Annotated in this window: 11 protein-coding genes; 9 read left to right on the top strand and 2 right to left on the bottom strand. The window is 62.1% G+C overall.

Features of this window, described 5'->3' with window-relative positions; genetic code table 11:
- Position 1: 1 nt before the first annotated feature.
- From AC5RVN_RS10240 to kilB, 9 genes are all read left to right on the top strand, one after another.
- Positions 2 to 607, top strand: a complete 606-nt coding sequence (locus tag AC5RVN_RS10240) for a dimethylamine monooxygenase subunit DmmA family protein (protein ID WP_494137837.1) — start codon at positions 2 to 4, stop codon at positions 605 to 607.
- Entirely contained in the window at positions 604 to 1,575 is a 972-nt protein-coding gene (locus AC5RVN_RS10245) for a PDR/VanB family oxidoreductase (RefSeq protein WP_494137838.1), read from the top strand. Before AC5RVN_RS10240 ends, AC5RVN_RS10245 begins: the two co-directional genes overlap by 4 nt.
- Before the next feature lie 9 nt (positions 1,576 to 1,584).
- Positions 1,585 to 2,679 (top strand): heme-dependent oxidative N-demethylase family protein, encoded by a 1,095-nt coding sequence (locus tag AC5RVN_RS10250; RefSeq protein ID WP_494137839.1) that lies wholly within the window; start codon positions 1,585 to 1,587, stop codon positions 2,677 to 2,679.
- Between the two features lie 41 nt (positions 2,680 to 2,720).
- Positions 2,721 to 2,957, top strand: coding sequence for a hypothetical protein (locus tag AC5RVN_RS10255; RefSeq protein WP_494042144.1), 237 nt, complete (start codon positions 2,721 to 2,723; stop codon positions 2,955 to 2,957).
- A gap of 56 nt (positions 2,958 to 3,013) precedes the next feature.
- Positions 3,014 to 4,390 (top strand): NAD-dependent succinate-semialdehyde dehydrogenase, encoded by a 1,377-nt coding sequence (locus AC5RVN_RS10260; RefSeq protein ID WP_494137840.1) that lies wholly within the window; start codon positions 3,014 to 3,016, stop codon positions 4,388 to 4,390.
- A 97-nt stretch (positions 4,391 to 4,487) separates the two neighbouring features.
- The gene (locus tag AC5RVN_RS10265; RefSeq protein ID WP_494042146.1) at positions 4,488 to 4,934 is read left to right on the top strand and encodes an HPP family protein; all 447 of its coding nucleotides are present in this window, start codon (positions 4,488 to 4,490) and stop codon (positions 4,932 to 4,934) included.
- Positions 4,935 to 5,130: 196 nt separating this feature from the next.
- Positions 5,131 to 6,864 (top strand): ABC transporter ATP-binding protein, encoded by a 1,734-nt coding sequence (locus tag AC5RVN_RS10270; protein WP_494137923.1) that lies wholly within the window; start codon positions 5,131 to 5,133, stop codon positions 6,862 to 6,864.
- Positions 6,861 to 8,879 (top strand): ABC transporter ATP-binding protein, encoded by a 2,019-nt coding sequence (locus AC5RVN_RS10275; protein ID WP_494137841.1) that lies wholly within the window; start codon positions 6,861 to 6,863, stop codon positions 8,877 to 8,879. Before AC5RVN_RS10270 ends, AC5RVN_RS10275 begins: the two co-directional genes overlap by 4 nt.
- 135 nt (positions 8,880 to 9,014) lie before the next feature.
- The gene (gene kilB, locus AC5RVN_RS10280) at positions 9,015 to 9,467 is read left to right on the top strand and encodes a plasmid transfer protein KilB (protein ID WP_494137842.1); all 453 of its coding nucleotides are present in this window, start codon (positions 9,015 to 9,017) and stop codon (positions 9,465 to 9,467) included.
- Positions 9,468 to 9,667: 200 nt separating this feature from the next.
- Here kilB and AC5RVN_RS10285 read toward each other — a convergent pair whose 3' ends face one another.
- Both AC5RVN_RS10285 and AC5RVN_RS10290 read right to left on the bottom strand, forming a co-directional pair.
- Entirely contained in the window at positions 9,668 to 10,888 is a 1,221-nt protein-coding gene (locus tag AC5RVN_RS10285) for an FRG domain-containing protein (protein WP_494137843.1), read from the bottom strand.
- A complete protein-coding gene (locus tag AC5RVN_RS10290; protein ID WP_494137844.1) occupies positions 10,885 to 13,962 on the bottom strand; it encodes a type I restriction endonuclease subunit R in 3,078 nt (1,025 codons plus the stop codon). Before AC5RVN_RS10290 ends, AC5RVN_RS10285 begins: the two co-directional genes overlap by 4 nt.
- Positions 13,963 to 13,968 lie beyond the last annotated feature (6 nt).

Genomic DNA, 13,968 nt, shown 5'->3' on the forward strand with positions numbered 1-13,968 from the left:
AATGTTGATCACCGGCATCAAGAGCCGACCCGTCTACGACGAGCTGGCGCCAATGTCCAGCGGCCTTAACCATCTCGCAGCCGCCCAGGGCAGCGGTGGGAAAGCCCTGGTGCGCCTTCTCCGGGCCATGACCCCTGAACAGCTGGCGGCCACCACCGTTCTGTATTCAACAGAATCATTTACCGGCCAGAACTACTTGATCGATCTCCAACAGTTCAACGTGCATGAGCTGGCGGTGTTCCCAACTAACGCGGATGCCGTCCGCGGACTCGATGCGTTCCTCGCGACGGCGAAGATGGGAACACGCCTCTACCTGGCCGGTTCTGAGGGGTTTATCGGCACCTCAATGCAAGTCGCTACCTCGTACGGCATGAACCGGGACGAAGTGCTGCGCGAGCATGCCGGTTCCTTCGTAAGGCGCGTGTGGTGCGCTCACTGTGGCCACTATTCCGAAAATGTCACCCACAGGGTCTTTGTATGCCCTGGCTGTGACCTGAACTTGATCGTGCGCGATCACTACTCCGGGAGGCTCGCGGCCTTCCAGGGAGTGAAAGCAGACAGCGAAGTACCCGGCGAAATGCCGGAAAATGAGGAGTTAGATACGTGAGCGAGTCCCAGCATGGAGCCTTGCGGCTCCGGGTCAAACGGATCGAAGCGGTGACCCCGGAAATCAACCGGTACACCTTCGGCGCAGCCGACGGCTCCTGGCTCCCACCATTTTCGGGCGGCAGCCACCTTACCGTCCTGATTCCGGCCGACGGAGACACCAGGCGCAACGCGTACTCACTGATGAGTTCGCCCTACGACACCAGCGAGTACCAGATAGCTGTCCGAAGGGTGGATGACGGCAAGCGCGGCTCGCTCGCCATGCACACCAACGTACGGGAAGGCGATGTCCTCCTCGCAGGTATTCCCGCGAATCTCTTCCCCGTCTCGAAACACGCACCGCACCATCTCTTCATCGCGGGCGGTGTGGGCGTAACGCCCGTTTTTGCCCAACTCGAAGAACTAAGCCTCAAGGGAAGCCCTTTCGAACTCCACCTGGCCGTCCGGGGCCCGGACCACGCCGCGCTTGGCCACGAACTCAAGGAACGCTACGGCGATCGGGTCACGCTCTACGGCCACGACGGCCAGTCCAGGCTCAACATCATGGACATCCTGGCAGGACGGCCGTTGGGTACGCACGCTTACGTGTGCGGGCCCACCCGGATGATCGACGACGTCGTCAGTTCCGCCCATGCCCTTGGCTGGTCGGACGCGAACATCCACTTCGAGAGGTTCGAGGACCTCGGTTCCACGGGAGATCCGTTCTCCGTGACACTGGCACGTTCGGGAGCCGTGATTGAGGTTTCTCCCGAGCAGTCGCTGCTGGAAGCGGTCGAGGAGGCAGGCCACAAGCTGCCCTACCTCTGCAGGGGAGGCGCCTGCGGGGAGTGTGAGACCGAGGTCCTGGAACTCGAGGGCACCATTGACCACCGTGACGACTGGTTGTCCGAATCAGACCGGGCAACATGCAAGCTCATCATGCCCTGCGTTTCGCGGGCCACCTGCACAAAACTCGTTATCAACGCTTAGGAAAATGACATGACTGCCGTATCTGAACCAGCAGCCTTTAAGACGGATGAAACCTACACGCCGGAGGGTGAATACCAGTTCCGGAATTCACCCGAGGGTGTTCGCCGGCTGCCGTTCCCGTTCCCGGACGACGATTACATGTATTCAATGAACCTGGAACCGCACGTCCCGGCCGGAAACGGTGCCCTGAGAGCCGCATTCGATATTGATGAACACTATGTGTCGGAGTGCGCCCACCGCGCCCAAATGCTCAGCGATATGCCGGACGTACACTACCTTGCACTGCCGCACATGCTGGAAGCGCAGTGGGATCTGCTCGAGCTCATCTTTGAGTCTTACGCCAGGGATTTCCCGGAACACTTCACTCTCACTAAGAACGGAAACGAGTGGCGGTGGCAGAACCGGCTCCTCGGAATCGATGATTCGTTCACGTTCGGTGACCCGGCCACCTTGCCGATGGACCCCATGGAGTACGCCACCCGGCAAGCACAGGGCGAATTCGTCGTCCTCGAGGAAAGGGACAACACGCTCGTCATCGGCGCGGGCATGACCACCCAGCGTGCCGACTACTCCTTGAAGTTCAACCTCGGCATGAGCTTCTTTGAGTTCCACGGCCCGGTACCGAAGCTGCACGAGATGGGCATCCTGGACAGGGCCCTCAAGTTCCTGCTGCGCATGAAGGCCGGTCACCCTGTAAGGAGGGTCAACTGGTCGCTTACCGTCAACCCGCGTCTTGAGACGTCAGTGGAAACGCTCCCGGAATGGGCGCCGGACCGGACGACAGTCACCAGCGAAAACGCCGGCGAAAAGGTGTACCTGCGCATTGAACTGCAGCCGTTGCACCGCCTGCCCCGGTCAAACGCGATAGTGTTCCCCGTCCGTACTTACCTCGTCAGCCTCGCCGAGCTTGTGGAGTTCGCTCCCGACTGGGCCAAGCGCATCCACCGGGCCCTCGCGTCGCTGGACTCCGAACTCGTGGATTACAAAGGCTTCCACCGCTACCACGGTGCAGCGGTCGAATGGCTTTCCCGCCACGACGACGGCGCACCCCTGGCCACCGGCTACCCCTGGGCCCCGGATGGAATACAGCCCGGCGATCGCTGACCGACACCGGTAAAAACCTCGACAAGAAAAGCCGATTAAAAGTGGAACCTGCAACACGTACTGCGTGGGCCCAAGTTGAACTTGGCACCGAAGTCTCACTCTCCAGCAACGGCCAACTCCTGCATCACGGGACGGTCGTGGCCAAAACCACGAGTGGTTCGGCGCTGTGGGTACTTTCGCCGACGCTGGAGCGCCGTATGTATCGCAGCAACACCGGGCATCACCTGACCGTGGAGAAAGCACCCACCGCGGGCAGCCGGTCCACCTATCAGCCCTAACCACATCAGACCCTGGACACCAGAAACCGTCAGAGAAGCAACACAAAAGGAGACATATGTCCCGGTACCGGGTGCAGAACCCTGCAACAGGTGAGGTCGTAGAGACCTTTGAAGCAGCTTCGGACGAACAGATACAGCAGGCAGTGGCCAGTGCTGATGCCGCCTACGGCCAGTGGCGCGGGAAAAGCATTCAGGACAGAGCCGCCGTCGTCCGCCGTATTGCTGAGCTCTTTGAAGAGCGCAAGGAAGAGCTCGCCAGGATCATCGCCGAGGAGATGGGTAAACCCCTGGCAGAGGGCATCGAAGAGGTGGAGTTCGCCGCTTCGATCCTTGACTACTACGGCGTGCACGGCCCCAGCCTCGCTGTTGACCAGGAGATTCCCAGCACTGTTCCCGGCAAGGCGGTCATCGAGAACTGCCCCGTGGGCGTTCTGCTGGGCGTCATGCCCTGGAACTTCCCGTATTACCAGGTGGCCCGCTTCGCTGGGCCCAACCTGGTCCTCGGCAACACCATCCTGCTCAAGCATGCAGACATATGCCCCCGTTCTGCGCTGGCGGTCCAGCAGATCATGAAAGAAGCTGGTGTTCCCGACGGCGGTTACACCAACATCTTCGCCACACACGACCAAATCGGTGCGATCATCGCCGATCCCCGGGTGCAGGGCGTATCTCTCACAGGATCCGAGCGCGCCGGCTCCATCATCGGCGAGCAGGCCGGCAGGCACCTGAAGAAGGCTGTGCTCGAACTCGGCGGAACCGATCCGATGATCGTGCTCGACTCCCACGACCTCGCATCAGTCGCTGCGGACGCCTGGAACTTCCGCGTCTACAACGGGGGCCAGGTATGCAACGGCAACAAGCGGATGATCGTCATGGAAGATATTTATGACGAGTTCGTGGCCCAGTTGAAGAAGCTCGCTGATGGGCTCGTGCCGGGTGATCCCCTGAACATGCCGGAGGGTGCCTATGGTCCTCTTTCCAGCAGGGCAGCTGCGGAGCAGGTGAGCGCCCAGGTGCAGCGGGCTGTCGCCGAAGGCGCCACTCTTGAAGTGGGCGGTGTCCTCTCCGAGGGGGAAGGTGCGTACTTCTCACCCGCTGTCCTGACCGGTATCAGCCGCGAATCGGCTTCCTTCCGGGAAGAGATTTTCGGGCCGGTGGCGATCGTGTTCAAGGTATCAAGCGATGAAGAGGCGCTCGAACTCGCCAATGATTCCGACTTCGGCCTGGGCGGCTCAGTCTTCTCCACCGATAAGGCGCGGGCTGCGAACATTGCGTCCCGCTTGAACGTTGGGATGGCGCACGTGAACATCATTGCCGCGGAGGCAGCAGAACTTCCCTTCGGTGGCGTGAAGCGGTCAGGCTTTGGCCGCGAGATGGGTCCCTTGGGCATGGGCGAATTCGTCAACAAGCGCCTGTACTTCGTCGCCGAGTAAGGGGATGACCGTGCCCGTTACCAGTCCTGCCCGGTCACCGGTCCATCCCCCTCAGCCCCGCATGCGTTGGTCCTCGCAAGCACCCCACCGGCCTCCGATGGCAAAGCTCGCTGTTACCACCCTTACCAGCGTCGCCGCCCTCGCCTGCCTGGTGCTGCTAGGCAAGCTGTCGGGCCACCTCCTGCTCATCCCGCCGATGGCTGCGTCCATGGCGCTCGTGGCCGCAGCGCCCCATCTGCCACTCTCCCAGCCCCGGAGCGTGATCGGGGGACAGGTTGTTTCCGCCTTGGTTGGTGTGGGCACGGGGTTGGTCAGCCACTCGTTCTGGGCCGCCGCTGTTGCGGGCAGCCTGGCTATCGGAGCGACTTTGTGGCTGAGGATGCCCCATTCACCGGCAGCTGCCACCGCAGTCATCGGTACCATGGCGACGACGGGTCAGGTCGCCTTTGTGGTGTGTTCCGGGATCGCGGCCTGCATCCTGGTCGGGTTTGGAATCGTCGGGTCCCGGCTCCGCGGAGCCACGTATCCAATTTATTGGTTCTGATGAGGGACAGTGGCTCGCAGAGCCTGACCGCGGACAGCGTAGCCAGCGGGCCCCAGTGGCCAGCGGCTACGCTGTCCGAGAACCTGCCCAACTTCTCCTGCTGCCGCTCCTGATCTACGCAGCCGCCGGACGTAAACTAACCTTCGCATCACGTCCCGTGAGCCTTCGGGCCAGCGCCGAGGACCAGGAGCCGCCCATGCTCTGGAAGCTGCTTGTTGAATACGTCCGGCCGCACCGGAAGCTGCTGGCCGCCGTCGTGGTTTTCCAGCTGGCGCAGTCCATTGCGTCCCTGTACCTGCCCACCCTGAACGCGGACATCATCGACGAGGGCGTGGCCAAGGCGAACATCGGCTACATCCTCAGCCTCGGCGCCGTGATGCTGGGGATCACCCTGCTGCAGATCGTATGCGCGGTCATCGCCGTGTACTTCGCGGCTAAGGCCGCCATGGGCGTGGGCCGGGACGTGCGCGGCGCCATCTTCCAAAGGGTGGGGGAGTTCTCCGAGCAGGAAGTCACCAGATTCGGTGCACCCAGCCTGATCACCCGCTCCACCAACGACGTCCAGCAGGTCCAGCAGTTGGTCCTCATGTCCGCCACCATGCTGGTCACCGCGCCCATGCTCAGCATCGGCGGCGTGATCATGGCCATCCGGCAGGACGTGCAGCTGTCCTGGCTGATCGCCGTCGCCGTCCCGGTGCTGTTGGTTGCGGTGGCCCTGATTACGGTCCGGATGGTGCCGCTGTTCCGCAAGATGCAGAAGCGGATCGACACCGTGAACCGCGTCCTTCGCGAACAGCTCACCGGCATCCGGGTGGTCCGCGCCTTCGTCCGCGAGGACATCGAGACGGAACGTTTCGCCCGCGCCAACGAGGACGTCACGGACACTGCCCTCCGCGCCGGCCGGCTGATGGCGCTCGCGTTCCCCGTGGTGATGCTGGTCCTGAACGTCTCCAGCGTGGCCGTGATCTGGTTCGGCTCGTTCCGCATCCAGGACGGCTCCATGCAGGTGGGCACACTCATCGCGTTCCTCAGCTATCTGATCCAGATCCTGATGTCCGTCATGATGGCCACGTTCATGGCCGTGATGATCCCCCGCGCGGTCGTTTCCGGGGACCGCATTGGCGAGGTGCTGGCCACGGAGTCCAGCGTCCGCCCGCCGGAACGCCCCGTCACCACGAAAGTGCGGAACGGCGAGCTGGAAATGCGCGACGTCGGATTCGCCTACCCGGGTGCCGACCAGCCGGTCCTCACCGGGATCAGCTTCACCGCCAAGGCAGGGCAGACGACGGCGATCATCGGCAGCACCGGCTCCGGCAAGACCACCTTGGTTAACCTCATGCCCCGGTTGTTCGACGCCACCGGCGGCTCGGTGCGGATCGACGGCGTGGACGTCCGCGAGCTGCACCCGGACCTGCTCTGGGGGCACATCGGCCTGGTCCCGCAGCGGCCCTACCTGTTCAGCGGCACAGTCCGCAGCAACCTGCTCTACGGCAAGCCGGACGCCACCGAGGACGAGCTCTGGGAGGCGCTGGAGATCGCGCAGGCCCGGGACTTCGTGGAGCGGATGGACGAGGGCCTGGACGCGCCCATCAGCCAGGGCGGCACCAACGTTTCGGGCGGGCAGCGGCAGCGGCTGGCCATCGCCCGGGCCCTGGTGAAGCGGCCCGAGCTGTACATCTTCGATGATTCGTTCTCCTCGCTGGACACCGGCACCGACGCCAGGCTCCGGCAGGCTCTGAAACGCAGCACCGCCGGCGCTACGCTGGTGATCATCGCCCAACGCGTGTCCAGCATCGTGGACGCGGACCAGATATTAGTGCTCGACGACGGCAGGATCGTGGGGCGCGGAATGCACAGTGAGCTGCTGGAGACGTCCGAGACGTACCGCGAGATCGTGAACTCGCAGCTGGCGGCGGAGGAGACGGTATGAACCCGGAACCCTCTCCCGCACCCGGCACCAAGGCCGCACCCGCCTCCGCACCCGGAGGCGCCGCCGTCGTACGCATTCCCCGTCCCACGGGCGGGCCGGGGCGCGGCGGCCCGTTTGCGGGGATGAATGTCCCGGCGGAGAAGGCGTTGAACTTCTGGCCGTCGGCCAAGCGGCTGATGGGGACGCTGCGGCCGGAGCGGGCGTGGTTGCTGCTGGTGTTCGCGACGGCGGTGGCCGGGGTGGCTCTGTCCGTGATCGGGCCGCGGCTGCTGGGGGAGGGCACCAACCTGATCTTCGCCGGCGTGGTGTCCCGGGAGCTGCAGGCCGGGGTGAGCAAGGAGCAGGTGATTGCGCAGCTGCGGGCGTCCGGGGAGGGGCAGCGCGCGGACATGCTCAGTGCCATGGACCTGACGCCGGGGCAGGGGATCGACTTCGCTGCGCTGGGCAGTGTGCTGACGTGGGCGCTGGTGCTGTACGTGCTGGCGTCGGGGTTTATGTGGGTGCAGGCGTATGTGCTGAACGGGGTGGTGCAGCGGACGGTGTTCGGGCTGCGCGAGGAGATTGAGGCGAAGATCCACCGGCTGCCGCTGCGGTATTTTGATTCGATCCAGCGCGGCGAGCTGCTCAGCCGGGTCACGAACGACGTGGACAACATCTCCCAGAGCCTGCAGCAGACCATCAGCCAGGCGGTCACATCCGTGCTGACAGTGCTGGGCGTGCTGGTGATGATGTTTATCCTCTCGCCCACGCTGGCGCTGATCGCGCTGGTGACCATTCCGCTGACGCTGGGGATCACGGCGCTGATTGCCAAGCGCTCGCAGAAGCTGTTTGTGGCGCAGTGGAAGAACACGGGGGAGCTGAACGGGCAGATCGAGGAGACGTACACCGGGCATGCGCTGGTGAAGGTGTTCGGCCGGCAGCGCGAGGTGGAGGAGCGGTTCCGGCAGAAGAACGCGGAGCTGTATGACGCGAGCTTCGGGGCGCAGTTCATATCCGGGCTGATCATGCCGGCCATGACGTTCATCGGGAACCTGGTGTACGTGGGGATCGCGGTGGTGGGCGGCCTGCAGGTGGCGTCCGGGGCGATGCAGCTGGGCGACGTGCAGGCGTTCATCCAGTACTCGCGGCAGTTCACTATGCCGCTGGCGCAGCTGGGGTCCATGGCGAACCTGCTGCAGTCCGGGGTGGCGTCGGCGGAGCGGGTGTTCTCGTTGTTGGATGAGGACGAGGAATCCGTGGAGCCAGCCCCTTCTGCCGGGCCTGTTTTTGGGCGGGGGCGGCTGGTGTTCGAGGACGTGTCGTTCTCGTATTCGCCGGACAAGCCGCTGATCTCCGGGCTTTCCTTGGTGGCGGAGCCGGGGCAGACGGTGGCGATAGTGGGGCCCACCGGGGCGGGGAAGACAACGCTGGTGAACCTGATGATGCGGTTCTACGAGCTGGATGCCGGGCGGATAACGCTCGACGGCGTGGACGTCACCTCGGTGCCGCGGCGGGAGCTGCGCTCGCGGCTGGGGATGGTGCTGCAGGATACGTGGCTGTTCGGCGGGACGATCCGGGACAACATCGCGTACGGGCGGCCTTCGGCTACTGAGGACGAGATCCTGGAGGCGGCGAAGGCGACGTATGTGGACCGGTTCGTGCGGTCACTGCCTGACGGGTACAACACGGTGCTGGACGACGAGGGTGCCAACGTGTCCGCGGGGGAGAAGCAGCTGCTGACGATTGCACGGGCCTTCCTGGCGCGGCCTTCTGTGTTGATCCTGGACGAGGCGACGTCTTCGGTGGACACCCGGACCGAGGTGCTGGTGCAGAAGGCGATGAGTGCGCTGCGGTCCGACCGGACTTCCTTTGTGATCGCCCACCGTCTGTCCACGATCCGCGACGCCGACCTCATCCTGGTGATGGAAGCCGGCCAGATCGTGGAGCAGGGAACGCACGCTTCATTGTTGGCTGCTGGCGGGCCCTATGCGCGGCTGTATGAAGCGCAGTTCGCGGCTCCGGTGGCGGAGGTTTGATGTAACCGGGCCGAAAATTGGGAACTCGGCTCCACAGTAATGAGGAAAGTCGTGGCGTCATTTCCTAGAAGCTCACGGACAGGATTGACACCCACACCTCTTTCCTGGCCGAGATTCTGCTGCTAGTTTGACCGCATGGATGCTGCGACTACCGGCCTCCTCGGTGGCCTTGCCGGCGTATTACTCGGTGGCTTCCTGACCTACGTTCTTGATCGCAGGAATGCTGTTTCTATGCGGTTGCACGAGTCTCGAATTGAGGCATACAAGCTGTTTGCCAGCTGTGCCATGGACTACCGGCGGGCCGTAATGGACCAGTGGTTTGAAGACCACCGATTACAGGAGCCGACAGACGATGACGATGTGCACAGGGCTCGTAGCGCCGCATGGTCGGCTTACTATGGCGTCCGCCTGGTCACCAGCGATCCGCAACTGGGGAAAATGGGGCGTCGAGTCCTAGACCGGATCACGCACCTAAAGGATGTAGAACACCGGGAAGAACTAAACCGTCTGGGTGAGGTGTGTCGAGAAGAGGTGGATGGTTTTGTCGAAAAAGCCCGGAGGGATGTGGAAGCGACAAGATCCGTATGACCAATGCAGTAGGACTGCGGAGCCCGGGCAGACGGTTATTGTTGGCCCGGCCGGGGCGGGCAAGAGGACCCTGGTGAACCTGATTCTAATGGATTGATGCGGGCCAGATAAAACTCGACGGCGTCGACATCGCCTCGGTGCGCGGCGCCAACTGGGCTCGCGGATATGGAAGGTGCTAAAGGATGCGTGGCAACGTCCCCTTAGTCGTAAATGCCGTTGGTCGCTCTTAGAAAGCCTGCCAACGCAGCGACATCCGGATAAATTGTAGAACGACGGTAACTGAATCTTTCTTCCAAGACCTTTCTAATTTCTGCTTTTGCTTTTGACGTGATCCGAAACGTGAAGGTGGGCGAGAAGCGTCTTAGGGTTGCTTGAGGTTTACGGTGAGGGGGATAAGTCTTCGCATATATTGAGGCGCTCGCCAAAAGGTCGTTCTTCGTCCAGAACTTTTGTTCCGGAGTTGGCCGGCGGAATGATGAGGCAGTTTTCTGCGTGACCATGGGTACAGCATCCAAGATAAATCCAGCGTTCTGTGCGACTATTCTTGCGTCATATGCCGGGGGCACCCAAAAGCGGCGACGAGCACCGGTTCCCCAATCGAACTCCTGGCGGGCGGAGCTCGTCGTTAGCAGGTGCCAAAAAGGATCGTAACCACCGCCTATTTCATCCAGACGAATCTGAGTGCCGGCCTCAATCTCAACATCGTCAGAGCGCTGAACCGGTCGTGTAGCAAGGGCAAAAAGACGAGCATCGTCAGAATCGTTTTCCTCGGATTCTTCAACGGCAAACCATGCCGCAATATACGGGTTCCGCGTCACATCGAGCAGGCGAGTCGGGGCACCGTAGTGCTGAAGCTTGGCAAAAACTTCTAGTGCTGGCGTGCCATCCATCCTCCATTCATCGCGGGCAACTTCCAGTATCCGGGCTTCGGCGCGGACCATCTGTTCTTCAGTCGGAAAGTTTTGGGCCTGCTTTGGTCGTTCATGCGGCATCTTTACACCATTTTGCTTCATTAGGTGCCGGTATAGTGAGCTGTAGAGGCCCCATGACGCATTTTGCGCGCCGCGCCAAACTAGTGGCAGATCGTCAACTTTGTTAATCAGGGCCGCAATCTGCTTATTAAGATCATCAAAGCTCTCCACTTCCACTTCGTCCCGTTCGAAATAACTGGCAGGAGATCTTAATTCGGGGGAATAGATAGTTGGAGTTTCGATAACTTTTTGGAAGTCCTGCGCATTACTCAGTGCCCGAAACGTGTCGCGTATATGAAATGTTGTCAGGCCGCCTGAACCGGAGAATTGACTCGAAATCAGCTTTTTTATATCGGGTCGCGCTGTGTCAACAAAGTTTCTTAGCACCTCAGAAAGGTTTGGGGTAATACCGACGAGACCTTCGGGTGCCTTAGGTGCGTCGTCGTTCATGCCTGCATCTCCTCGTAAACCAGCTCGCCTAACACCTTCAGCAAGGCGGCCATCTTCGACTTGTCTCCGAGCGCCTGGAGGCTCAGGTTGTAGTGGCTGTCCATGGAGTTCGACACCGCGTCCGTGACGGCCTTTTCCAAGTGTGGGCTGCTGCCGAAGTGTTTCCGTGAGTTATTCTGCGCCTGCTTCTGAAGTGTCTCGTTCTTCACCAGCTCTCTGCGGACGCCTTCCACAAAATGGGCTACAGCGTCAAGTTCCTCACCCTCGAACGGAAGGTTCGCCTGCTGGATGATCTCCTCCCACGTCGCGAGCACCGGGTCCTTTGCCTGTCCAGTGCCCACCTCTGTGGGCGGCTTCAAAAGCGCGTCCTCGCCGGAAAGCTGCAGCTGGGCCTGGCCCTTGTCCTTGAGCGCGTATTTGGCAAGCACCACCCCGGAGAGGTCCAGTGCCACCTTCGCGTCGTTGACTCGGAGGACCGGCAGGAGATGCTTGTAGTAGATCGAGCGCTTCTCCAAATCCGTGTCTGCGAAATCGACGATCTGCGAGAGGAAGTCGTAAGCGCGGACGAAGGAGCCGAGGTCTTTCCGGAACAGGTCCAGCTCGTCCTGGGCTGCCTTGTCACCCTCGGCCACAGCAGCGTTGTAACGGGTGTTAAAGCGCGACTTCGCCGGCGCCACCCAGCCGGACAGGGCGCTGTTGCCAGCCTCCAGCACGTAGGACTTCACCAGACCATCGACCTCGGACTCGAGGTAGATCTGCGCCGCGTCGAGCTTGGCCTGCAGGTCATGCACCACGTTCGGATCGGACACGCCCTCCAGGGCGGCCTCGCGGAAGTACGGCTGGAAGGACGCCAGGATCTCATCCGGATTGTTGACGAAGTCCAACACGAACGTCTGATCCTTGCCCACGGCGGTGCGGTTCAGCCGGGACAGGGTCTGCACCGCCGAGACGCCGGAGAGTTTCTTGTCTACGTACATGGCCACGAGCAGCGGCTGGTCGAAGCCGGTCTGGAACTTGTTGGCCACCAACATGATCTTGTACTCGTCGGTGGAGAACGCCTCGGGCAGCGTGCGGCCCTTGAGCCCGGGGTTCATATTGAGCTCGGTGAACGCCTCGGTACCGGAGTCCTCGTCGTTCACTTCGCCGGAGAAGGCGACCATGGTGCCCAGGCCGGAGTAGCCGGCGGCGTGGATGTACTTGTCGATAGCGAGCTTGTACCGCACAGCTTCCTTTCGGGAGCCGGTAACCACCATCGCTTTGGCCTTGCCGTCGAGGCGCCATGCGACGTTGCCGCGGAAGTGCTCCACGATTACCTGGACCTTCTGGCTGATGTTGTACGGGTGCAGCTTCACCCAGTTCATCAGCGACTTTAGCGCCTCGGATTTCTCCACCTGGGCGTCGTCCGAGTCGTAGTCCCGGCCCTCGTGCGTGAGCCGGTATGCCACCTTGTAGCTGGTGTAGTTCTGCAGCACGTCCAGGATGAAGCGCTCCTCGATGGCCTGCTGCATGGAGTACAGGTGGAACGGCTGCGGCAGCCCGTCCGGACCCTTGCGGCCGAACAGCTCTAGGGTCTTGGCCTTGGGCGTGGCGGTGAAGGCGAAGTAGCTGATGTTCTTGGCATCGGCACGCTCGGCCATCTCGGCCGCCAGATAGCTTTCGACGTCGAACTCGCCGCCGTCGTTGACGTCCGCCAGTTCTTCCGCGGACAGGACCTTCTTCAGCTTGTTCGCGGTGGACCCGGTCTGCGAGGAGTGGGCCTCGTCGGCGATGATGGCGAAGTTCCGGCCCTTTAGCGCCTGGGATTCGGCGATGGCCTTCAGCGCGAACGGGAAGGTCTGGATGGTGACGATGATGATCGGCGTCCGGGCCACCAGAGTAGCCGTGAGTTCGGCGGACTTGGAGCCGGCATTGCCGCGGATGGGAACCACGACACCCGACTTGTGCTCGATCTGGTAGATCGCGTCCTGCAGCTGGGCATCCAGCACGGTCCGGTCGGTCACGACGATGACGGAGTCGAAGATCTTCTCGTTGTCGGCGCCGTGCAGGGAGCTGAGCTGGTGCGCGGTCCAGGCGATGGAATTGGTCTTGCCCGACCCGGCGGAATGCTGCACCAGGTAGCGATGGCCGGGACCTTCGGCGCGGGCGGTCTCGATGAGCTGGTTGACCACGTCCCACTGGTGGTAGCGGGGGAACAGCAGGGATTTGCGCACTTCCCGTTCGCCGGTCACGGGGTTGGTTTTGTCGCTGATCTGCAGGTGCAGGAATTTGCCGATGATGTTCAGCCAGGAGTCGCGCTGCAGGACTTGTTCCCAGAGGTAGCTGGTGGCCGACCCCTTGGGGTTGACCGGGTTGCCGGCGTGGCCGTCATTGCCGAGGTTGAAGGGCAGGAAGTAGGTGTCCTTGCCCTTGAGCTCAGTAGTCATCTGGATTTCGTCGTTGCTGACGGCGAAGTGCACTAGGGCACGGCGCCCAAAGGACAACAGCGGCTCGTCCGTGTTCTTGCCATTCCGGGGCAGCCGGTCCTTGCGGTACTGCTCGACGGCATCGTTGATGTTCTGCGTAAAGTCCGTTTTGAGTTCAATGGTCGCGACCGGCAGGCCGTTGACGAACAAGACGAGGTCGATGCTCTTCATGGTGTCTACCGTGGAGTAGTGGACCTGCCGGATCACCCGGAGGCGCACTTTGCCGTAACGCTCCAGCGTCTCCGGGTTCAGACCCATTGCCGGCTTGAACTGGCACATTTCGAACTTCGTGGCGACGTCCTTGAACCCGGTGCGCAAGACCGAGAGCATGCCGGCTTCCTTGGCCGCCGGCTTGTCCAGGACCTTGCACAGCCGATCCAGGAGTAGCCGCTTTGCGACGTCGTGTTCGGCGGGGGAGTCAGTGGGCTTCAGGACCTTTGCCATCTGCTCCGGCTGCGTGTCCTGTAGCCACCCGAAGACATCGTCCGGGACCAGGGCGCGGGTGGCGTCATACAGATCGCTGGCCTTGCGGTGCGCCTCGTAGATCCATCCCTCGGCGGCAAGGGCCTGGCAGATCTCGTCCTCGAATGTCACTTCATTGTGCTGCGCCAAAATGAG

The sequence above is a fragment of the Arthrobacter sp. sptzw32 genome (assembly GCF_059089735.1).